Origin of the sequence: Rhizobium sp. CF122 (assembly GCF_000282035.1) — a bacterium.
Lineage (GTDB): Bacteria > Pseudomonadota > Alphaproteobacteria > Rhizobiales > Rhizobiaceae > Rhizobium.
The window spans coordinates 1-20,534 of the sequence record NZ_AKKA01000011.1 but is presented as its reverse complement, the minus strand read 5'-3'; the positions used below and the strand labels follow the sequence as shown (position 1 = coordinate 20,534).

The window sequence follows — 20,534 nt, the reverse complement described above, 5'->3', positions numbered from 1 at the left end:
GTCTGAACTAAATCTGACGCGTGCCATTGAAGCCTCACTGTGTGCAGGAGCTGGTCATCACGCCGCCACGCCGCTTTCGACCATGATGTCGAGAAACTGCCGATCCTCGGTTGGTGCGATCGAGCGAACAGCGTAGATCGGCCCATCCCAGTACCGATTCTTGTCGGCGCCCTGCCATGAGCCGTTGCGGCTATCCCTCATGCGCCAATCCGGAGCTATTTTCAGCGTATCGCTGTCACGGCGCACGCGAACAACTATTGGCTGCCGCCCCTCCAACCTAGAGGCAACGACCGTTTCTCCGCCTCGCAGGTATGTAAATCCAGCCCGGCGCTGGAATTGTTCGACAAAGGCGTCTTGCTCATTGCCATAACCGTCGTCCTGACTGGCGCGCTCATCGAACACGACCTTCTCGTTCAGGCGACCTGCATCACGCTTGTCCATGGCGTCAAACCCTAAGCCAGCGATATGGGTCAATCAGCAGCTGGCTCGATTTGGGCAGCCCGTCCAGTCCAGCACGGTCCTCGTAAAGCGTTGCCACATACATCATGGCAGCGACTTTAAAGACCGCCTCTTTACCCAAAGGGACCAGTGAAATGTTGCAGTACTGAAGAACGGAAGCCTCTGCGGCATCCATATATGTCTGGATGGTCTGGTCGTCGTCGCCAGTGTCAACGCGCAAGTGCTCCTTGACTTCCTCTAGCGTGTAGAGCGGACCAAGTTGGGTGATGACGACGTTAGCCATAATTATGCCCCTACTTGTCGACGGCCTTGTTTACGACGGCTGGCGCCCTCTTGTCTTTTGCTGTCGGCGCCTTCTTGGCCTCATCGGCGCCGGCCTTTCGGACGGCCCCATACGCCTCCAGGCGCCTGAAATCTTCCGGACTGAATTCCCGCGTTGATCCTGCAGGATCTCCGTCGAGCGGCTTAATGAGAATTGCCTTGATCATGCTTGCCTCCTTCGGTTCATGAAACCGGCGCAGAATGTCAGCGCCGGTCGATATGAGCCGAAAAGAACTAAGCTACGCGGCCGAGATCGCCGTAAACGATCGCCTGAGGGCGGTAGATCGCCATGGCGAGCCGTTCTTCGGCGCGGATCGTGACCTTGTTCTTGATGAAGTTGTCCTGGTCTTCGGTCGAGACGTCGATGGTGGCGTCCTGACGGTCGAAGATCTGCGCCGCGAGGTTGAACGCACCGACAAGAGCCTTGTCGACGCCCATGGCTTGCGTTTCGACGACAGGAAGCCCCCAGAGGGTCTTCTGGATCGTGCCCTGCGGGTTGCCGATGATGTACCTGCCGGTATCGTCCTTCTCCATTTCGATCGCAGCCATATCGATCGGGTTCATGACGATGCCATTCGGCGGATACTCGGCAAGAGCCGCCTGGAGGATCATCAGGCGAACAGTGTCGAGCTGCGTCGTCGCGGCCAGCCCGCCTGGAGCGGCATAGGCAGTTGCTGCCGTGACCAGGCCGAGCAGGTTCTGGCCGGTTCCGGAGCCGTTGAGGAGCTGGTTTTCCTCGACGTAAGAGAGTCCATAACGAAGGCGCTGGTCGATAATCGAGCGAAGACCGGGAGCGTCGGCCAAGATTTGGACGGAAGTGCGCATCCAGTGCGCAATCGTGCGAACCGTAGCAACCTTGTCTTCGAACTGAAGTTCCGACTGGGGTTTCGCGGCACCCTCAGCTACCGGAGCGGCGTTGTTGGTGAACAGCTTCTCCTGTTCATACTCGATTGTATTGCTGGAGGTCTGGCCAGGCATCAGAAGCGCACGCACGGTCATGCGACGCTGCGGAAGTTCGACCTGAACGCCGCGACGATCGACCGGAACCAGGGCGCCGGCGGAGCCGGGAGCGTCTGTCGTGAGCGAGGTGATGTCCTTGACCTCGACGAGCACGCGACCACGAGGGCGTGTCTGTCCTGCGAAGGCCTTGAAATCATCGTTCTCGACGAAACGTTCACCGGCCGTGCGATGATCGTTGTCGTCGCCGCCACGGTGCGCCATCTTCTGATCAAGCTCGTCGAGGCGAGCTTTCGCATCATTCATGCCCTTGATGGCCTGGTCGGCGAGTTCCTTGGCGGTGGTGGCCAGCGGCGTGCCCTTTTCGGCTTCCGCGAGTGCCTTTTCGGCGATCTCCTTGACCTTGTCGTGCTTCGTGTCGAAGTCACGCTTGAACTCAGCCGCCAGCTCGGCTGCAGTCTTCGATCCGCCGCCATTCGGGCGATCCGGAGCATCGAAAACGATGCGCGGGCCGAAAGGCAGAGCGGCCATGGAAGCAATAGCGAATGCGATGGAGCCGCCACATACGACGGCCAACTTATGTCCCTGCATGGGAACCTCCAGTTTCGGTTGAAATCGAGCTTTCAGCTCATCAGTGCGCGCAAGAATGCGACGCCATCATCAGCCGCGGCGGCAAGTTCCCCTTGCCCTTTCAGATGGAGACGCGCGGCGCGCTCCGCCTGCGAGTTGGAGAAGCCCAGCCCCTTGAGCCAGGTCTCAAACTCTCTTTCTGAAAGCCGGTCCCCGGCTTTAAGCTTTTCCGTGAGGTCGTGAGCGGCCTTAGCCGCCTTCACACTCTGAACTACAGCGTTTTCGTTGGCGCCAACGGACACGATGCTGACTTCGACGAGGTCGAGCTTCTGGAGCGTCCAGACGTACGTTTCGGTATCGACGCTATACTCTTTGATCCTGTACCCGATCGACAATCCGTCGATATCCTTGGCCTTCAGAAGAGCATGCGCCTCTCTGCCGCGCTGAACGTCCATGTTCAGCTTCCCACGCATCAGCAGGCCTCGAGAATCCTCCGTTGCTTCGAGCCACTTTCCGATCGGCTCGTCGGAATTGTGCTGCCAAAACAGCTTTGGCATCGTGCCCTTGGCCTTATGAAGCGCGAGGCTTTCCGAATATGCGCCATCTGCGATGATATCGCCGTAAGCGTCGGGCTCGCCGCCGAAGGTCGAGCCATAGCCTTCGAATTCGCCGGTGTCCTTGAGCGATTTGATCTCAAGAACTGGAGCTGTTTTCCTGTCCATTTCCGTCTCCGTTGATGGCGTTTGCGAGTGGGATGTCCTGCATCTGCACAGTCACGACGTCCCCGCCCTCGATCGGCGGGAGATTTTCGAGCGCTCGGCACTCGTTGCGGGTGGCAATGCCCATTCGGATTGCCTTTTCGTAAGCTTCGTAGCGGCTGGCTGTGTCGCCCCGCAGAAGCCCCTCGAAATTGAACTCGATCACGATCCCCTGCGATCTCTGCTCGGACAGAGAAACTAGCTGCTTCAACACCGATTGCTCGATGCGTTTCAATCGCTTGCGAAGGGTGAATTTCTGGAAGCCGAGGACATCCGCCTCTTTTCCGGTGCCCCAGTTCGAAGCCTTGTCGCCAAAACCGACCATTGCGGGCGGAACGCCGAAGATCCGGCAGATCTGCTCACCGCTGAACTTGCGGCTTTCAAGCATCTGAGCGTCTTGCGGGTCGATCGAGATCTGCTCCCACGTAAGCCCATTGTCGAGCAGCATGGGCCTCCCGTTCCGGATCGAACCCATATACCGCTCCTGCAAGAGCCGCTCCAGCTCCTGCCGTTGCTCTTTCGACAGCTGCGTCTCTGGCCTCGTAGACAGAACGCCGCTTGGATTGACACCATTAGCAAAAACCGATCCTGCAGCTTCCTCTGAGGCCATCGCGTCGCCGAAGACATTTCTGCAGATCGAAAGTGTCGATGAGCCAGAAATGCCGTCACCCAAAGGCCCGCGAATATGGAGAACATCTGCGGCTCGCTTCACATAGGAGCGTCCGTTGTCCGCCCAGGAGTATTCCAGGTCGTTGTTTGCCTTGCGGCGAACCGTCATCCTGTCCGGTCGGATTGGATAGAGCGACGTTATGATGCCGCCGGACCGCCTCTCGATCAAAGCGTAGGCATTACCGTGCAACTCTACACTCGCCGCCATTACCTCCCAGAAATCGACAGCGGTCTGATCGAAATTCGGGCTGTCGTGCAGCACGAAATACAACGGATGATCCTTGGCGACGGTGCGAATACCGTTTTCTGTCCGATAGATCATCAGCGGCAAGGAAGCGATGGTTCCGGCGATCAGCTGCACGCACGCCCATGTGGCAGAGAGGCCAACCGCCGAATTAGCCTGATTGAGCCGGCCATCCCGCCAATCCGCAAGCGTGACCTGGTTGGTCACAAAGTTATCGCCATTCTCCGTCGAGGCGGCGCCGCCTCGCCATGCCTCGATATCTTTAACACCATCGCGGCCAAGAAGGCGGGTAAACCAGTTCATGCGTAGCTCGCTATCCACGCCTCGGCATCGAAAGCCGCAGCAGCTTCAGGGTTTTGGAACATCAGCATCGCGGCGTTGAAAAGCGCCATGAGGAGATCGATTTTCGCGGCACCAGAGACTTCCTTGGTGACCACGTAATTGCTGCCGCGCAGTGTCTGTTTGGCGTTTCCGACAGACCAGGCCATCATGGGCTGGTCGCCGTGTAGGAAGCGCCCATCCTCAAGCTTCAGAGGCACCGACGACACCGCCGTCTGCAGCTTCCAACCCTGGGCGACAGCCTGAATGAGCGGTTGCTTGAGGTTGACGGCTTCGAGCGCATCGAGAAGCAACGCCACACCCGCCGCATCAAGGCCAATGCCGCCCTGTTCAGGAAGTAGGCCGCTTTTGAAAACACGGAGGCAGATCTCTGCAGCCGCCTCGGCTTGCTCCTCGCCAGATCCCGCAATCTCAAGGTCACCCGCCTCCTCAAACCCTCTAAGGCGAGGAGCAATGCTCTTCCGCTGCTCGAAAACGGTCTTGCGGGCCCAAGCCTTGCCCCATCCTAGCCAACGCTTGGTGTGCTTTTCCCTGCCGATGACGTAGAGGCCAGCCAGGTCATCTGCTCCGCCCCAGTCGATACCGATGGTACAGACCTCGGAGCGCTTCAACAGCGCATCTAGCCCTGTCAGTTTTGCGTCAATGCAACTCTGCCAATGCAGGGCGCCGGACCATCCATCGCCGCCGAGGCCGACACCGATCTCGATATTGAGATGCTGACTGGCCCATATCTGCTCAGCCTCTTTCGAGACCTTGCCATTGTTCTCGTAGTCGTCGATCAGCGCTTGCGGGTCGATCGAGCGCCCCATATTCGGAAGGATCAGCTCCCAGTTTTTCGGGTTACGCCAGAATTCCTGATCGAGCTGCTTTTCGACCGGATACTCGTAGAGGACGGGCAGCATAATTGGCGATCGACCGCCCTTTCCGTCGCGGATCTTGCGAGCTTTATCCAACTCGGTTCGCCAGATACCTGCAGGCGGCTCGTCCGACTGCGTGGTGATCATCAGCAGTCGGCCGCGCTGCTTCGTAATGCCGCCGCCTCGGATCTGCTGCATCACCGCTGCGGCCTTTGCCTTCTTCCCCAGCTCATGCACTTCATCGATGATCGTCATGATCGGGATTTCCCCAGTCACAATCGATGTGTCGAAGGTCTTAACGTCGAGCGAGGTACCCGTTTTGTAACGGGTGATCGTCTTCGTGTGATCCTGAACCTTGAAGATCGTCTCAAGCTTCGGATCGAGGCGGATCATCCCTTGCGCTTGGTCGAAACAGCGCTCCGAAATGTTCTGGCTCGGCCCGACCAACAACATCTGCCGGTTAGGCGCCTCGATGATGTACAGGGCCGTCAGAGCAAGGCCAGCAACATAGGTGGTCTTCGAATTCTTCTTCGGGACCATGCAAAGCAGCTCCCATACCGTTGGAAGCAAGGTCTCCGGATCTTCGCTCGCAAGAAACACAGCCAGCATGTCACGAAACCAATCACCACATGCGTCCACCAGGGGAGGATTACCAGGGACGTCCGGCAAGCGGAGACGATTGAAAAACGCGATTGCCTTTGCGGCCTTGATCTTGTCATACGGCACGTCAGCCATTGGCGTCTGGCCGGCAAGAAGCTTTTCCCACCAGTCTGGGCAGGCAAAGCGAGGCAAATCCTCCTCAGTGTCGAGCATTCTGTGACGCTTCCTGCTCCAGTTCCGCCATCAGGTCCGCGTCAGCATCCCGTGCGCGGATCTCGTCGAGCTGCTTTTTGCCGAGCCGCTCGGATGTCGCCGGCTTTTCATCCTTCTTGGGCGCGGAACTAAGTTCCCGCTCAACTTCCATTCGATCGTTGCGTTCTAAGAGCCGACCAAATTCCTTGAACGCTCCGACGTTTCCGCCCTCAGCAAGCTCCCATGCCAACTCCAACCGCCGAGCGTCCAACTGGTCGCGAGCTGCATCACGCGCTTTCAGCTCGTGAAAATAATTCTTTCGCAAAGTGGGCAACGAGATAGCCAGAGCGTTGGCGATCCGGGGGTTTGCCCAACCGAGTGCCACTAACATCTTGACTCTGTTACGCGTTTTGGCAGTCACCTCGTGAGAGGGTCGCCCGACCCCTCTTCGGGTGTCGACAACCGGGTTGCCGAAGAGGTCGATTTCCTGATGCACGAGAAAAAAATCTCCAAATGAGAGGGGCGCGGGTCCGGGCCGAGGGGCCCTCCAGACTTTCGACCCACCCCCCGAGGGGTCAGGCGTCGATCGGTGGGTCACCCACTTCGACCATGACCGGTTGCTACCAACCGGGCGTAGCCCGCTCCTGCTTCTGCTTCTCACTGTCGTGGTAGGCCTTGCTCACTGTCTGCAGGTTGTTCACATCCCAGAACAGCCGCTCGTCGCCGCGATGCGGGATCTTGTGGTCAACCACTGGACTGTTATCGGCTGGATACTTGCCGATGCAGAGAACACCCGTTTGCTTGCAGGTGTAGAGGTCACGCCTAAGCACTTCCTCTCGCAGCTTCCGCCATCGGTTACTCTTGTACCAGGCGCGCCATGGTTGGCTTTGGTCACGCTCACGACTGCGCTGTACTTCCGCTTCCTGTCGTGTCGATGGCGATATCGGAGATAGGCGGGAGCCGAGGGGCTTAAGCCGAGGCTTGAGGGATGTGAGCTTGCCCATACCCTTTAAACAGAAAAGGCGACCGCCAAGGGTCGCCTCAATCGCAGATCGCTGCATCTCACAGCTGTAGCACTGGCCTTGAATCGGTCGCCTCATCGTCGAGGCAGTCAAGGCGGGGTCTGACCGGTAAGCAACCCTGAAGCCTTCGCTTCATTCGCCGATGATCGAGCCATCGACTGATTTGGGCCCACGCTGGGATCTCAGATCGTCCGAGGCAATTTGTAGTCAGATTTTTTCGATCTGCGCAAGATCCAGTTCGACCGGCGTCTTCCGCCCGAAAATGTCGACCTCGACCCTCGCAACGCACCCCTCGAAGTCGACCGAGACCACGACTGCCTGGAAGGAAGCGAACGGTCCATCACAGACACGGACGATCTCCTCGGGCAGGAAATCGACCTTCGGCTTCACCTTGTGATCGTATTTCCCCTGCGCGGCCATGGCTTTGAATCGAGCGATGGATTCTGCATCGGCGCGCCATGGCGTTTCAGCTCCACCGACCACCTCGATCACATCCTTGACCGATAGCAACCCTGCCATCGCAGCGGCCGACGAAACGCAATGGACGAGCACATACCCGACGATAACAGGCTTTTCTGGGACGATACGAACCCGGCCACGCTTGACGGTTTTGTAGGCATTTGTGGTCACAACGAGGCTTTCAACATCCGCATCGGCCAGCAGTTTTTCCACAGCGAACTCGCGTCCGGTCATCACGCGGAGGCAATACCAATGCGGTTTCACGTTCTCGGAAACGCTGATTCGTTCGGCATTCGCCTTAGATGCCATCGAGAGCATCGTCGCATTGATTCGGCGCAAACTGGCAGCACCCTCAAGTGCTGGCATCAGGCGGTTGATGTCGACCTTCTCGGCCATGATGATTTTACGCTGCATGATCATTGTCCCGCTCCTGATCCATGATTTCGCGAGCTGCCCGCTCGAACTCGTTAAGACCGTCCGGTCCGCCTTTTGGAAAAAACACCACTCGCTGATGGTGAGGCGCCGGCCCGAAAGGCCAACCCCGCTCGTCGTGATAGACGCGCCAGCGGTCCCACATGGCCGAGCCTACAGGGACTGCTTCGCAAAGCTCCTTCAAGTGCTCAAACACCGGCCAAACGGTAACGTGTGCCCGATCCTTCGCAGCATCGTGCAGCCGATTGGCCTCGGGATATCCTTCCGAGGTCGTGCGTCGCACACGCTCCTGCGCCTCAAAGTTCAGTGGGAAAACGATCTCACCATCCCGCTCTGACAGACCGAGCTTCTGCAGGTAGCTGACCGCCGCACTGGCGCCGCGGCGAGCGTGAACCTCATACGTCGCCCGCACCCGCTCCCTGAGATCGTCCGGCAGCTCGAAGTTCACAGGCCCGGATACGAGCGACCAGGCGCGTGCGGCTCCGAACGCGGGACCGAACACCGGCACCACGATCTTGCCGCCGGAGATCGCAGGCGCGCCGCCGGCTACCGGACGAACCACTGCCTTGTCGGCCTCGTCGAGCATGGTCCAGACCTTGTCGCGAAAGTAATTCGCAACCGGCATCGGCTGCGAGATCCGGTCACGCTTACACTTGGCGAGGAAGGCATCGCGCCATTCGCAGGCCGCATCCCTCTCCTCGATCGAGAGCTGCGCAAACTGTTTGGCGATATGTCCGATCGTCGACTTTGCCCATTTCGGCCACTCGCCTTCCCGGTAGCCTTGGCCGGTGCAGAACTTCTGCACCCGCTTCACCAGGTCGGCATTCACGACGCCAGCGATGTTCGAACTATCAGACCCGGAAAAATCGCGCTCGCGCGCCTCTCTCTCTCTTACCGGTTCTATTACTGGTTCCCTTACAGGTTCTATTGAGGACTCAGGAGTCCGGTTCAAAGTGTCAAATTTGTCCGGTTGAAGCTGCACTTCCTGTCCGGTTGACCCGTCGTGTGAACCGGACAAATTGTCCGCCTCATTTTCGGCGTTCTCCACAGGCGAAAAGGCCTGGAAACCCTGCTCAAAGCCAAGGCTGTAACGGTTCGCCTTGCGGTTTTTTCCTTCCCGCTGCTCGATCCAGTTAACCAGTCCCTTCTCGCGCAGCCCGCCCAGGCAGCGCCTCACCGAACGCTCATCAATCTCGCAAGCATCAGCGAGATAGTCCTGCTTCGGATAGCAGCCGAAAATGGGGTTATGGCAGTCGGCCAGGTGCCAGAGCACCCTCGCCTCGGCGCAGCTGATGCCGCGCACCTTGACGGCCCACATGGTCGCTTCGTGGCTCATGCTGCTGCCACCTCCTGCAAGGCGTATCCGCCCCACTGAGCCGCTGCTGCAGCCGCAATGCCAGGATAGGTCTCAGAACGAAGCTTCCAGCGATCAGCAGATGGCGGCGCACGGTGCACCCGCGCCCACCGATTGCGCTCAGCGGTACCGGCCGGCGGCGGCGTCAGCTTGTTCGTTGGAACGAGTTTCGGGAGGCCTTTGAGATAGAAGCTCGTCGCCTTCAATGCCTCGTCGCCGAACCACCATGGCTGCACGGTCTGCGCCGGCGGCTGGTAGTTGCGAATGCGCTCCTTTGCGTGCCGGTGCATCACCGGGTTCTCGATGGCGATACGCTCGATCGGCGCATTCCAGCAATCGGAGAACAACGCCGCGCCCTCATCGAGGTCGGCCCACATTTCTTCGAGCGTCAGCCCAACAGGCGGCCGCGTAAGCCAGCGAACACCCGAATTGCAGAGCCGCGTGCAAGGCGGGTGCATCACTGCCAGAAGGTCCCAGCCATCGCCGAGCAGATCACGAACGTCGCCAATGATATGGCGGTTGCTACCGTCAACAGATGGCAACAGGTCGCACGACCAAACGTCATGCCCGAGGTCGGCAAAGGCGCGCCGCATGCGCCCCGATGTTTCACAGCCGATCAACACCCTTAAGGAATTCACAGTCATTAAGCCCCCGTGGCGCCCGCCCGCGCCGCTATGTTCAGATCGATTTGGGTTATGTTCAGCGCGAGAATGCGCGTCTGTGGCAGCGCCCCGTCCGGCTGCCGCACAGAGTTCACGGCTGCGAGCCGTGCATCGAGGTAGGCCACGCCAGCGTCGAAGCCCGCCGTCTTGAGCACCTTGCGAATGTCCATGTGGTCTCGGAACACCACGCCATCGGGCACGCGCGTCAGCCAGTCCGCCCGCTCGGCATGCGTCGCCAAGTCCGCGAGAATGTCGACAAGGGGAAGCATAGCGCTCACGTCGCCTCGCTTTCCGCCGGCAGGTAGCCCTTCCAGTCGACACGGATCAGCTTGGAACCACTACTGCCATAGGTGCCGTCTTCCTGCCGCTCCCACACGAACCACGCGGTATTCATGCGGCTGGACGATTCTGGCCCATCCCAACCGTCGCGGTGCATCATCGGCAGGCGACGGGTAAAGACGTAGATCCGCGCCGGCGAATTCTCATCCATTGCAAAATTGCGCTTCTCGTCGTCGAAGCCGCAAACAAAATTGAGGTTGAGCAGCAGCGCCATCTTGCGCGGCTTGTGGACACGCAACGCATGCGCCACGTAGGAATTCAGCACCGGTCCGTAAGGCGGGTTAGTGACGATGTCGAAGCTGCTTGCGCCTTCCGGGTCGCCTTCCGTTGTCAGGAAATCGACCTCTCGCTGCACTTCGCCAAAGCTGTCCGCCGTTCCGTAGTCGACAAGATCGGAAAGCACGACACCATAGCTTGCCGCCTCAAGCATGCGCGCGATCGCGCCTTTGCCGCAGGACGGCTCCCACACGGTTGCCGTGAAGGTCTCAAGTGCGAGAAGCGTATGCATCGCCTCAGGCGGCGTTTCATAAAGATTGTTTCCGCGCTCTTCCTTCGTCGCCGTCGAGGTTCCGACCGCCACTCTGAGGTTGGCTCGCGACGGTTCAAGACCGGCAATTATGCGCGCCTGAATCGCCCGCTCGACTAGGCCCGGCGCCTTCCGCTCGGCGTCCGCCAGCTTGCGCGCCTCGTGAATTTCCTTCCGGGTAAGCCCAGTTTCAGACTGCTTGAAAATGTTCTCGTCGGAAACATTTTTCGGGCGGCCCTTGCCCGCGGCCCTGCCCTCTTCCTGCGCAACATCGTATTCGTTGGCGATCAGGATCTTTGCGCGGGTTTCGATCAGCAGCGCGTCGCCTTGCAACTGCCGAGCCTTGGTGATCAGCCGATCGGCGGCGCCGAAGCGCTCGGCCAACCTCCCCGCCAACTTAGCCTGCTCATATGCGCCGGCAGCAAGCATACGAGCGCGGATCACGTCGCCATCGTCGAGGAGTGCCCGCGCGCGCTCGACCACCTGGGCAAGTCCCGAAGCATCGCGGCTCTCGACAACCACCAACTCGGTTGCCGGAGATTCCTCACTCGGATCGCCGAGCTCGTCGAGAAGCGCAACGTATTCCCGCGCCTTCTCGGTGGGGTAATAGCGCGTGCCGATCTTTGGATCTCGCGACAGCAGTTGACGGCCGTTCAATCGATTGGCGGACATCACGTCGCGCTGCTCTGGGCATTCGATCACGCCTTCCGCAACAGCACGTCGCAGCATCTCGTTTGACTTGTCGCTGAGCTTCATCACTCGCACCTCATCAGGAGGTCGAGGAACTCGTCGCCCTTTTCCGTCATGGTGACGAAGTGCGGATCGTCGTTAAGGCGGACGAGATAGCCGCCATCGATCGCTGACGCGACACTGCGCAGATCGCGATCCAGCGAATGCGGATACGCCCGGCGGTTCTGCCGGGCGTGGAGCCTTACGCGATACAGGAGGCGGCAACCAGCGCCGCCGAGGCCAGGTTCGGTCGCCATCATTCCCCCACCACTTTCAGCCCGGCTTTGGCGCCGCCCGTCGCCTTGATGACCGCGAGCGCCTGGCGGAAATTCGACAGTCCGCGCGCGATCGATGCCGCCTCACGGTCCATCGAATGCGCTTCGGTCGGCGTAACGATCCCATCGGCCATCGCGGTTGCGCCCGCCGCCATCAGCGCCGCCGCCTTCTGCATCAGCTCCGAATAGGAAGTCAGTACATTGACGTTGGCCTTGTGCTCCGCGTCCGGATCTGACAGCCGCCGGCCACTCAGTTCCGCCATGGCCTGCGTCACGACGGGAACGCCGCATTCGCTTTCCAGCGCGTAGACCACTGAAAGCGGCATCAGGTCTGTGTCGCGCGGGTTGTTCATGCGACCGATATGGCTTGGCGAAACCGAGGAGATTTCCGCTGCACGATCGATACCGCCGGCGATCTTGATGAGGTCACGCTGGGCAGCTTTGACGCGGTGAAACCAGGCATCTGAAGACATGGCAAATCCTTTCCCGCGCCGGGAATTCCGAGCGGTTTTTCCCGTAGTGGGAACTGGTCGAAAAATGTGAGTGTTAGGCCATCATCAGATCACGGAGGGCCACATGCCTGGAAGCATCGAAGAGAAAGCGCGCCGGAAAGCGGAGATCGCGCAGTCCGGCGCGAGGGGGCGCGGCGGCAATGACCGCGCGGGGAACAACGAGACGTCATGCGGCCTCCTTCGAGCGCTCTGGGCGAGGCAGGGGACCTGCGTCAGGCCAGGCGACACTTTGGGGCCAGTTATCGGAAAACCACTGAAGAGCGCGCTCAAATGTGCCCGTCGCAAGATCGCCACCTCCAACAATGTCGTCGAGTTTAGCGCCGCGATTGAAAACGATCGTAGACATCCGCTTACGCCCGATGCCCGAGGCTTCAGCGTAGGTATCAGCCAGAGTGATAATTTGCTCTCTTAGGGTCATGGCGGCAAAATGCGGTCAAATGGCCGCATATGTCAAGATCAAATAACCGCTTTCCAATATTCGTAATGCGGCTGATAATCCGCACATGGAGAAATCTGTGACAGACATCCTCAAAGATATCATTGCCGAGCAAGGGCTTACGTGGGAGGCAGCAGCCCTCAAGAGCGGTTTGGAGCGGAGTTATTTTCGCAAGCTTTTTGAGCGAGGCGGCGCCTCCCCGCGCGGCCAAACCCTGAAGAAAATCGCCGATGGCCTCGGTGTTCCGATGACGGTGTTGCTAGGCGAGTCTAGCGACGCTGGCGCGATCAACATGACCCCATCCGTAAAAACTGACGTGCGACCCGCATCTGCCCACTTGCCACTGCCGATGGAAATGGCGAAAGATGTACCCGTCATGGGAACGGCGGCCGGATCACATCTCAGAGGTGCATTTCAGCTGTCATCCGAGCCGGTTGACTACGTGAGGCGCCCGCATACGTTGATGAACGCTCGTAATGTATATTCGCTCTACGTCGAGGGAACCTCGATGGAACCACAGTTTCAACCAGGCGACCTCATCTACGTACATCCGGACAAGCCGCCGCGTTTTGGGGACGCAGTGGTGATCCAGGTCCAGCTTGGTGACAGCGAAGCAATGGAAGCGACAATCGGCATCCTGAGCAAGCGTGCGACCGAAATTGTTACCATCCGCAAGCACAATCCGAATGCCGAAATCGACATCCCCCGTTCGACCATCGTCGCCATTCACAAGGTGCTTTCGGTCAACGAATTATACGGCGTTTAGCCTCATCAAACCCTATTGACGCGCGTTAAAAGGCGGCGAATCACTTCGCCGCTTTTTCAGTTTTTGTCTCACATTTTCAGCGACATCCGCAGCAATGCGGTTAAATAGCCGCACATATCGTTGACAGCGGGCATTTGTCCGCATTATTGTCACGCTGTCCGGTTTACTCCTCCTCCCAAGACCGGACCGCCTATCGGAGGCGCGCCGCTGCTCTCTCCTCCTCCCGGAGCAGCGGCGAAACCGGGGAGACGAAGGAGAGCCAAGTGCAGACACAAACCACCTACCCCGCAGCCATTGCCCGGAACATCGCCAACGAAATGGCGGATCTCGCCCTTGAGCGAGGCGAAGGCCTCACGCGCAAAGACTTCCAAGACTTCGGCTACACCAACGAACAGATCGACGCCTACAGCCAGCAGGCAGCCCAGATCCATTCGCGCCGATCGGTCCGCCGCGTCGCCTGAAACCTTCCGGTTTCGGTCACCGCTCCGACCAGGAACGGAGCGGGTTCCAAAACGGAAGCGAAAGGGCTCCTACCATGCAGACAATTCGGACAGTTCGTCCGGTAGCAATGGCGCTGCCGGAACCGGGATCGCTTTTCCTGCGCGTGACGCGGATGCCGATCGAGCGCCAGCGTCGCGCGGAGTTCGCCTTGCTGGCCATCATCGTCGCGATCCTCCCGTACGCGATTATCCTGCAGGCAACGAGATGAGCGATGCAACCTTCACCGTTCTCGCTGCGCTCGGCAGCACCTTGGCAGGCGGCGTTCTCTTTGCCGCTGTCATGTTTGCGATCGGCGCCATCTCGAAAGCAGTCCGCCGTTTTTTCGAATGGCGGCACCTGCGCACGCTTCGGATCGACGACACATGGGAGAACGCACCATGGACATGTGATGGCCGACATCCTCCCTTTCCCGGCGAAGCTCCGGCTCGTCACTGATGGCTTTTGCCCCAGTATCGCCGAAGAGATCGAGATCGAGATCGAGATGGGCCGCGCCCGTCGTCGCCACGTGGCGCAGGCGCTGGAGTACGTTGCTGGCGCCAACATCGATCTGGCTGTCGACAACCTCTGCGGCAAGACTGGCTTCGAGGGAGTGACGGAAGAGACCACGATCGGCCTCGCACACGCAATGATCCACGTCATCGATGCCCTCGGGTGCCGCAATGCGGATCTGCCTCTGCGTCGCACGCTCAAGGAAGCAATCGAACGGATGGAGGACGTCAGTGCTGGCTAAGTCATTCCTGCGCCAATGCACCGCAAGCACCGCATTAAAACTGGCGAATGTGACCCTGCCGCTGAAGCACGAGATCGACAACCTCGGGACGATCTCCGACGTCACCGGCCGGGGGATCATCGTCATCGATATGCATCGCGAGATGCCCGACGACCAGGTCACGGATATCGCCGAGCTGATCGTTGATGCGGTCAACGCCTACACCTCCCACCCATAATCAATCCAGGAGCAGTTGCTATGGCTGTAAAGCTTCCGAACGCCGCAGTTCTCGCCGCCCATTTGAAATCAGGCATGGACAGGAACCAGATCGCTGCTCGCTATGGCGCCCATCGCGACACAGTCCGCCTTGCACTCATTCGTTACAATCTACTCGATCTGGCGCCAGCCAAGAGCGAGGGACCGGCGCGTCGCATAACGCGCCATCTGTCGCGTGAGATGATCACGGTTCAATCCGATCGCCTCGTCATCCTTCGCGAGATGGTCGCAGGAGATCACGGCGGGGTGGCGATCCGACAGTTATCTCTGCCCCGGATTTCTATGCATGTCGCCGCTCTGCGCGAGCGCGGTTTGGATACCGCGGCCCCCTGATGGCTACGTCCGAAGAGAAAAACAGACTCGCTGCCGTGAAGCGGCGGCACGAGGAGGCCAGCACAAGCTGGCAACTCGGTAGCGGAGGCCTGGAATTGTTCGCCATCCTCGTCCCCGGCACGCCACCGGCGCCGATCGTAAAGCTGCTTGATGATTGCGGTTACACCGACCGCGATTTCCTCATGCACGCACACGAGGACATCGCCTTCCTTCTGGCCATGCTGAAGCGCGCCGCTGAGAAGCTGCGGAGCGTTATACCACCCGAAGATCCGCGTGACATCGAGCGCCGCGAACGCGAGGCCGCAGAAAAGAACTTTTCCGCCGAGTGCGCGATCAAGTGCCAGAACGACCGGGCTTTCCGCCAGTTCCTGATCGAGTGCCACCAGTTGCAGGACGCAGGCGACACCGAACGTGTGAAGACGCGTGTCCGCTCCATTCTCGCCATCACCTCGATGAGTGAGCTGAACGAAGACGCGAACGCTGCCGCACGCTGGAAGGCCCTGCGGTCCGATTTCAAAGCATGGCTAAAGGTAAGCGCATGACCGTGAAGCAAGAGCTGGGACGGCGCGACAACATACGCGAGAAGGTTATGGCTCGTGTTCGCATCGACGAGGATACGGGCTGCTGGATCTGGACCGGCCCAACCTCTGGGACAGGTGGTCGCGGCGCCGGATATCCTCGCATGGCTTTAGCCGGGCAGACCGTCGCGGTTCACATCGTCATGTGGACCAACGAGCACGGATACATCCCAGGCAAGAAGGAGCTGGACCACGTTTGCCGCAACCGGCTCTGCGTCCGGCCCCATCCCGATCATCTGGAAATGGTCACCCGTAAGCGCAATGCCATTCGTCGCGAACAGGCAAAGCGAGCACTGATTTGCGAGGAAGCTTGATGGTGACTAGAGCTCAGGCCAAGGAAATCACCCTTGAGCGGCTTGGCGAGATGTTGATCTTTGCCGCCAAGCTCGTCGATCGAAAAGGCCCGATCGCGCAGCCAATCCTGGATCGCTGCGAGCGGGAGTATCTAGCAGCCAAGCAGAGGCAAGAAATGAGATCCGGCAGCCAGCTCGAACGCATCCAAAAAATGTTGGGAGCAGCACCATAAAGAATCAGACTACTTTTCGGCATACTTTTTGGACTACGACGTGGCGCCAGAAAGACATAAATTCTCAGAAAACCCTGCAATACAAGGAAACTCCTAAAGTTCATATAGAGGAGCCAAGTCCGGCCCGGGGAGCCAGCTTTCTGAATAAGTGTCTGTTTTTGTTGAGAAATCCAAAGGCAGACACTTTTTCCCCTCTTTCCCTCCCCACTTTTGCAATCTAGTTTCGCAGGTTGGCTCCTGTGGATAACCCGCGCCGACTCAGATCTTCTAGCGTCCCGCCAAGCATACCCATACAATGCCTCAGCGTTCGCGGTGATAGGGAATCGATGAAGCCGGACAAACTTCGCAATTTGCTCGTCGAGCTCGAAACGCGCGCGGCTTGTGCTTGAGACAACTGGCCGCTGATCACTGCGACAGCCATTTCCTCTCGACGCAAAGGTGTCAGTCGGGCATTCTTATGAATGTTCATTCGGAGCGATCCTGGAAAACTGAGGTGTGGTAACTCCAGTCTCCTAAATCTGCTCCGAATGGACAACCTCCTGAAAGCTCACACCTAGAGCGATCCTACTCACGCACGAACCTCACTACCGGGTCTCCATTATTGGCCTTAAGGTCTGAAGTGAGGAGGCATCTTGCCAAGGTCGACTCGTTGCGAGCTGGCGACGTGGCATCACTCGAGGCGATGGCAGCGAAAATTCCCATCCCAGCTGGCCACCAAAGCCTCGACAACTTGATCCTTGGACTAAAAATAGGCCTCAACCAGCTCGGACCGGACGAACTACTGGAAGCTCTGCCAGGGCAAAAGACAGCAGCGTTTCATTTTGCCGTCGATGACGATGCACTGAAAGTTATCGATCAACCTCTCCGCCCCTCTTCCCGTGAGAAGGATATGGCCATGGGGGCCTTGGAGGTAGCTGTAGAGCACGGTGAGTATGTGATTGGGGGTTAGCTGGGACCAACCACTCGCCGCGCCTGAAAGAGGCTTTCCAGCAGCTTCAGACGACGATGGTGGGTTACACGAACATCGTGCAGATCGGATCTCGCGCCCAGATCTGCAATCGGCTCGTACATGGCAGCATCGAAGAGCTCTCGCCAACGATGTTTAGCCTGTGATTGGCCATATAGAGAGCGTCTTTTCCGCCCTCGCCCAGTTCGAAGACTGGCGGATTTATTCGGAGAACGCGGCGGCCGTAAACATTGATGCGGGTTCTGTCGAGAAACTCACTCACGGAACGGCTGAGCTCGTTAAGCACCTTCGGCGTGATCCTACCGCTGACCTATCGGCCATCGATGCGCTCGATACCGCGTCGCGCTGGATTCAGGATGGCGATACCCCTGACAAGAGAGATGTGCTTGGCCTCAGCCGTTCTTGGGAGAACCTTTGGTCAGTCGTTTCTAAGGTCGTTCTCGGATTTGGACGCGACGTTATCTCTGAGGGTCGAACGCAGGTCGCGGCAGCGGTACTATCAGCGCTTCTTATCGCCGCGCCAGGCATGGTTTCAGTGATCGCTAAAATACCAGGTGGGGAATGGGTCGAGACCGTGTACTCTTACTTCAAGGCTGTTGGCATCAAGCAGCTCGGGGACGGATTGACCACATGCCGCCGCTTCTAGTTGCCAAGCGCCGTATACTAATGGGTGATCTCGAGGACTGCGCCATCCGGAATGCACTCTATCGCACTGCCTCGGTGTACATATGCCCTGAGTGCGGTCGATATGTGCGACCTTATAGCAGTGACAACGACGCGCCTCGTTTCAAACACATGACCAAGTCTCCCAAATGCAGCTACTCCGGCGGCGCCCGAAGGAAGCGGTAGAAAAACCCGTCGGCATTCGCGCCGATACGCAAGCCTCGCAAATGAAAAAAGGCTCGCCACTAGGAACAGGAGACGAGCCTTCATAGTGTTGCCTGCCACGATAACCTTGCCGTGATGCTCACAAGAGTGGACCTAGAAGGTTAAGATCATTCTAATGTAATTAGGCGTTGTATAAAGCAACCGTACCGTGCTATTTTGATCGCCTCGCGTTGCCTTTGAGGGAATGAGCAATGGCAGAAGAACGTAAGCACGAGACCATTCGACACGCGCAACCATGGGCGCCCGACTGGCGAACGTCTATTCAAGCTCAGATCATGGAAGGGGGACTGGCGGCCGCACAAGCCAAGCTCGACACTGGCGACTTTGATCCAGGAAACGAGTATGTCGAGGTATCGGTACCACTCAGAGTGAAAATCCAAATCCCGGTAGACGCCAATCGGAAGCTGATTTGGAGCGATGCAGGCGTGCAATGCGGCTGTATCTGGTCGCAGCCCGGAGTCTGTAAGTGTACCGGGCCCGGCGCTGGCGATCCGACCTGCAATTGTGTGCCAGAAACATTGCCCCCTGTAGCGTAGCCAAAACGGCCCCAGACTAAGGCCAGACGGAACGCCCCGCCGGGCTTTTCTGCGCAGCGTGAAGAAACCACCAGCATTTGCGCCGACGGCTCCAGTCTCCCCTTGTGGTGCGCCCACGGATGGTGGCCGGGGCGTTGCCGGCTGGTGAGGCCGGCGAATAAAAGAGGCCAGCCTTTCGGCGGCCGGCGCGCACTTCGCGCCTAGAACTCATCGCGTTTCAGGCTGGCATAGAAAAGCCAGTCGTGCCGGCCTCGTGAATCATTGCACTTCTTGCAGGCAACGGCGAAATTGTCCCGGTGGTCTTTGCCGCCATCGGCACGGCGCCGGAGGTGCTCGAGCGTAGCGGCCTGTGGCCGCCTTCGTTCACGCGGCTCGTAGGAGATCGTCATGAACCTGCGGCAATAGCAGCACTGGCCACCCTGCCGGTGAAATAGAATTAGCGTGTAGATGCGTCGCGTCTCGGTATTCATCGGTCGCCACCAAATACTCGCCGCGTACCGTGCGATGCGGTCGATCGGCGCAATCCATCGTGATGTCGTATAGCTGTCGGCCCATCGCAGAACTTGTGCGGCCAGTGATGATGGCGCGAACATCGTGGAACTTGACCGCCTGGCCGACTTCTCGGAGAGCAACGGCCGAGGGATACGCGGGCGCTTGAGCAGTCACGCTCGAGGTCGGGGAAATAAGGATGTCGCGACTCGGCTCAGAAACCGCGAGAAGCTCTGGTTTATTGCTAGCCCGGGCATAGATGGAGTTGATTTCGAGAATCTGTTCCTCGTGCTTATAAAGCGAAGTGCAATGTTCACATCAAATCGACGAGACGAAATGCAGCGTTATTCAGCGAGGCTCAACCGACGTGTCGAAGAACAGATGAGAGCTGAAGGAAAAGCAATCATAAATTTCACCGATATCCTCGAAGATTATTATCGCAGCTAAGTCGGCCAGGGCTCCAATTGCGCGGCGACATCGCCCTTGCCGCGCTTGACCGCCCTCGCCCGACTCGCCTAGCTTCCAATCGCGGCTCACCAATCCGCAACCTCTGTCCTCGGACAGAGGACACCACCACAAAAGAGGATCAGAACCGCTTTCGGCATTCGTGCCGGCGGCAATGTCTCTAACGTGTTCGGTGAGAAATGGATAAATCCGATTTTCAAGAAGCCGCCCTCGCTTATGCGCGCTCCGCTCAACCGCTAGATCCAGAGACGGGCTGTCGCCGCGAAGACGTGCAGCTGGCATTTATTTCCGGCTATAGGTCGCGTTGCGAAGACGAGCAGCGGACCGCTCCGCCCCTCCGCCCGCGCCAGCCAGTACCCTGATCACACCACAACAGATCGCGGAGCGCATCACTGCATCAACCGGCATCCACCTGACGGGCCGAGCTGAGCCGATCGATCGGTGGGAAATTCAGAGGAAAATTGGGAAGCCGCGACGCTCGGTCATGTCGCAGGGCTGATGCGCTGCAAATGCGGGCACAAGGGCGCACGCTTGATGGTGAGGCACCTGTCGCGGTGAAGCACTCTCGGCTAATTGACTGTCGCAGGCACATCGAGGATATCTTCCCTCAAAAGTTGAGGGATACGTCATCAATGCAACTACGGTCGATTGCTATTCTATTCATTGCTACGTTATTTGCGCATGCAGCGCTTGCCGATGGGCGAGCGAACACGGCTCCGAAGAACTATCTAGACTCGGTGCGAGACAGCATCATTACGAACTTGTCGATGCCGAATGTGGCGGCCGCC

Annotated in this window: 29 protein-coding genes and 1 pseudogene; 12 read left to right on the top strand and 18 right to left on the bottom strand. The window is 58.7% G+C overall.

The window, feature by feature from the left end; translation table 11 throughout:
- Window positions 1-57: 57 nt before the first annotated feature.
- From PMI09_RS29955 to PMI09_RS03105, 16 genes are all read right to left on the bottom strand, one after another.
- Window positions 58-441 carry a head-tail adaptor protein gene (locus PMI09_RS29955; RefSeq protein ID WP_007788809.1) on the bottom strand — a complete coding sequence of 128 codons (384 nt, stop codon included), beginning with the start codon at window positions 439-441 and terminating at the stop codon, window positions 58-60.
- Window positions 442-445: 4 nt separating this feature from the next.
- Window positions 446-742 (bottom strand): head-tail connector protein, encoded by a 297-nt coding sequence (locus tag PMI09_RS03175; RefSeq protein WP_007788808.1) that lies wholly within the window; start codon window positions 740-742, stop codon window positions 446-448.
- 10 nt (window positions 743-752) lie between these two features.
- Window positions 753-947: a hypothetical protein gene (locus PMI09_RS03170; RefSeq protein ID WP_007788807.1), complete on the bottom strand. Its 195-nt coding sequence runs from the start codon at window positions 945-947 to the stop codon at window positions 753-755.
- Window positions 948-1,014: 67 nt separating this feature from the next.
- The gene (locus PMI09_RS03165; protein ID WP_007788806.1) at window positions 1,015-2,328 is read right to left on the bottom strand and encodes a phage major capsid protein; all 1,314 of its coding nucleotides are present in this window, start codon (window positions 2,326-2,328) and stop codon (window positions 1,015-1,017) included.
- Window positions 2,329-2,360: 32 nt separating this feature from the next.
- Window positions 2,361-3,029 carry an HK97 family phage prohead protease gene (locus PMI09_RS03160; RefSeq protein ID WP_007788805.1) on the bottom strand — a complete coding sequence of 223 codons (669 nt, stop codon included), beginning with the start codon at window positions 3,027-3,029 and terminating at the stop codon, window positions 2,361-2,363.
- Entirely contained in the window at window positions 3,001-4,281 is a 1,281-nt protein-coding gene (locus tag PMI09_RS03155; protein WP_007788804.1) for a phage portal protein, read from the bottom strand. The genes PMI09_RS03160 and PMI09_RS03155 overlap by 29 nt, the downstream gene beginning before the upstream one ends.
- The gene (locus PMI09_RS03150) at window positions 4,278-5,987 is read right to left on the bottom strand and encodes a terminase large subunit domain-containing protein (RefSeq protein WP_007788802.1); all 1,710 of its coding nucleotides are present in this window, start codon (window positions 5,985-5,987) and stop codon (window positions 4,278-4,280) included. Before PMI09_RS03150 ends, PMI09_RS03155 begins: the two co-directional genes overlap by 4 nt.
- Entirely contained in the window at window positions 5,974-6,462 is a 489-nt protein-coding gene (locus tag PMI09_RS03145; RefSeq protein WP_007788800.1) for a hypothetical protein, read from the bottom strand. Before PMI09_RS03145 ends, PMI09_RS03150 begins: the two co-directional genes overlap by 14 nt.
- A gap of 124 nt (window positions 6,463-6,586) precedes the next feature.
- Window positions 6,587-6,796 carry a hypothetical protein gene (locus tag PMI09_RS31980; protein ID WP_007788798.1) on the bottom strand — a complete coding sequence of 70 codons (210 nt, stop codon included), beginning with the start codon at window positions 6,794-6,796 and terminating at the stop codon, window positions 6,587-6,589.
- A gap of 399 nt (window positions 6,797-7,195) precedes the next feature.
- Window positions 7,196-7,867 carry a transcription termination/antitermination protein NusG gene (gene nusG, locus PMI09_RS03135; RefSeq protein ID WP_007788796.1) on the bottom strand — a complete coding sequence of 224 codons (672 nt, stop codon included), beginning with the start codon at window positions 7,865-7,867 and terminating at the stop codon, window positions 7,196-7,198.
- On the bottom strand, window positions 7,851-9,215 hold the full coding sequence (locus PMI09_RS03130; RefSeq protein WP_007788794.1) for a helix-turn-helix domain-containing protein: 1,365 nt from the start codon (window positions 9,213-9,215) through the stop codon (window positions 7,851-7,853). The genes nusG and PMI09_RS03130 overlap by 17 nt, the downstream gene beginning before the upstream one ends.
- The gene (locus PMI09_RS03125) at window positions 9,212-9,877 is read right to left on the bottom strand and encodes a hypothetical protein (RefSeq protein ID WP_007788791.1); all 666 of its coding nucleotides are present in this window, start codon (window positions 9,875-9,877) and stop codon (window positions 9,212-9,214) included. Before PMI09_RS03125 ends, PMI09_RS03130 begins: the two co-directional genes overlap by 4 nt.
- The gene (locus tag PMI09_RS03120) at window positions 9,877-10,164 is read right to left on the bottom strand and encodes a hypothetical protein (RefSeq protein ID WP_007788787.1); all 288 of its coding nucleotides are present in this window, start codon (window positions 10,162-10,164) and stop codon (window positions 9,877-9,879) included. Before PMI09_RS03120 ends, PMI09_RS03125 begins: the two co-directional genes overlap by 1 nt.
- Before the next feature lie 5 nt (window positions 10,165-10,169).
- Window positions 10,170-11,516, bottom strand: a complete 1,347-nt coding sequence (locus PMI09_RS03115) for a hypothetical protein (protein ID WP_007788785.1) — start codon at window positions 11,514-11,516, stop codon at window positions 10,170-10,172.
- Window positions 11,516-11,746, bottom strand: a complete 231-nt coding sequence (locus tag PMI09_RS03110; protein ID WP_157213331.1) for a hypothetical protein — start codon at window positions 11,744-11,746, stop codon at window positions 11,516-11,518. Before PMI09_RS03110 ends, PMI09_RS03115 begins: the two co-directional genes overlap by 1 nt.
- Window positions 11,746-12,237, bottom strand: a complete 492-nt coding sequence (locus PMI09_RS03105) for a phage regulatory CII family protein (RefSeq protein ID WP_007788781.1) — start codon at window positions 12,235-12,237, stop codon at window positions 11,746-11,748. The genes PMI09_RS03110 and PMI09_RS03105 overlap by 1 nt, the downstream gene beginning before the upstream one ends.
- Window positions 12,238-12,791: 554 nt before the next feature.
- Between PMI09_RS03105 and PMI09_RS03095 the strand changes: the two genes are divergently transcribed.
- The 10 genes from PMI09_RS03095 (at window position 12,792) to PMI09_RS03055 (ending at window position 16,401) form a co-directional block, all read left to right on the top strand.
- On the top strand, window positions 12,792-13,478 hold the full coding sequence (locus PMI09_RS03095) for an XRE family transcriptional regulator (protein WP_007788777.1): 687 nt from the start codon (window positions 12,792-12,794) through the stop codon (window positions 13,476-13,478).
- Between the two features lie 263 nt (window positions 13,479-13,741).
- Window positions 13,742-13,939 carry a hypothetical protein gene (locus tag PMI09_RS03090; RefSeq protein ID WP_007788775.1) on the top strand — a complete coding sequence of 66 codons (198 nt, stop codon included), beginning with the start codon at window positions 13,742-13,744 and terminating at the stop codon, window positions 13,937-13,939.
- Between the two features lie 74 nt (window positions 13,940-14,013).
- Window positions 14,014-14,187 carry a hypothetical protein gene (locus PMI09_RS31180; RefSeq protein ID WP_007788773.1) on the top strand — a complete coding sequence of 58 codons (174 nt, stop codon included), beginning with the start codon at window positions 14,014-14,016 and terminating at the stop codon, window positions 14,185-14,187.
- Entirely contained in the window at window positions 14,184-14,414 is a 231-nt protein-coding gene (locus tag PMI09_RS31555) for a hypothetical protein (protein ID WP_007788772.1), read from the top strand. Before PMI09_RS31180 ends, PMI09_RS31555 begins: the two co-directional genes overlap by 4 nt.
- A complete protein-coding gene (locus tag PMI09_RS03080) occupies window positions 14,368-14,709 on the top strand; it encodes a hypothetical protein (protein WP_007788770.1) in 342 nt (113 codons plus the stop codon). Before PMI09_RS31555 ends, PMI09_RS03080 begins: the two co-directional genes overlap by 47 nt.
- Window positions 14,699-14,926 carry a hypothetical protein gene (locus tag PMI09_RS03075; protein ID WP_007788768.1) on the top strand — a complete coding sequence of 76 codons (228 nt, stop codon included), beginning with the start codon at window positions 14,699-14,701 and terminating at the stop codon, window positions 14,924-14,926. The genes PMI09_RS03080 and PMI09_RS03075 overlap by 11 nt, the downstream gene beginning before the upstream one ends.
- A gap of 20 nt (window positions 14,927-14,946) precedes the next feature.
- Entirely contained in the window at window positions 14,947-15,297 is a 351-nt protein-coding gene (locus PMI09_RS03070) for a hypothetical protein (RefSeq protein ID WP_007788766.1), read from the top strand.
- Window positions 15,297-15,839, top strand: coding sequence for a hypothetical protein (locus PMI09_RS03065; protein ID WP_007788764.1), 543 nt, complete (start codon window positions 15,297-15,299; stop codon window positions 15,837-15,839). The genes PMI09_RS03070 and PMI09_RS03065 overlap by 1 nt, the downstream gene beginning before the upstream one ends.
- Window positions 15,836-16,189: an HNH endonuclease signature motif containing protein gene (locus tag PMI09_RS03060; RefSeq protein ID WP_007788763.1), complete on the top strand. Its 354-nt coding sequence runs from the start codon at window positions 15,836-15,838 to the stop codon at window positions 16,187-16,189. Before PMI09_RS03065 ends, PMI09_RS03060 begins: the two co-directional genes overlap by 4 nt.
- On the top strand, window positions 16,189-16,401 hold the full coding sequence (locus tag PMI09_RS03055; protein WP_007788761.1) for a hypothetical protein: 213 nt from the start codon (window positions 16,189-16,191) through the stop codon (window positions 16,399-16,401). Before PMI09_RS03060 ends, PMI09_RS03055 begins: the two co-directional genes overlap by 1 nt.
- Before the next feature lie 340 nt (window positions 16,402-16,741).
- Here the strand turns inward: PMI09_RS03055 and PMI09_RS31175 are convergent.
- A pseudogene (locus PMI09_RS31175) lies at window positions 16,742-16,870 on the bottom strand (IS481 family transposase); the annotation flags it as partial.
- Window positions 16,871-17,065: 195 nt separating this feature from the next.
- On the opposite strand from PMI09_RS31175, the gene PMI09_RS03050 reads away from it, so the two are divergent.
- Together PMI09_RS03050 and PMI09_RS03045 are read left to right on the top strand one after the other, a co-directional pair.
- Window positions 17,066-17,350, top strand: a complete 285-nt coding sequence (locus PMI09_RS03050) for a hypothetical protein (protein WP_157213330.1) — start codon at window positions 17,066-17,068, stop codon at window positions 17,348-17,350.
- A gap of 160 nt (window positions 17,351-17,510) precedes the next feature.
- Complete coding sequence (locus tag PMI09_RS03045) at window positions 17,511-18,014, top strand: hypothetical protein (RefSeq protein ID WP_007788758.1); 504 nt, start codon at window positions 17,511-17,513, stop codon at window positions 18,012-18,014.
- Window positions 18,015-18,992: 978 nt separating this feature from the next.
- On the opposite strand, the gene PMI09_RS03040 is transcribed toward PMI09_RS03045, so the two are convergent.
- Window positions 18,993-19,262: an HNH endonuclease gene (locus PMI09_RS03040; protein WP_007788754.1), complete on the bottom strand. Its 270-nt coding sequence runs from the start codon at window positions 19,260-19,262 to the stop codon at window positions 18,993-18,995.
- Between the last annotated feature and the right edge of the window lie 1,272 nt (window positions 19,263-20,534).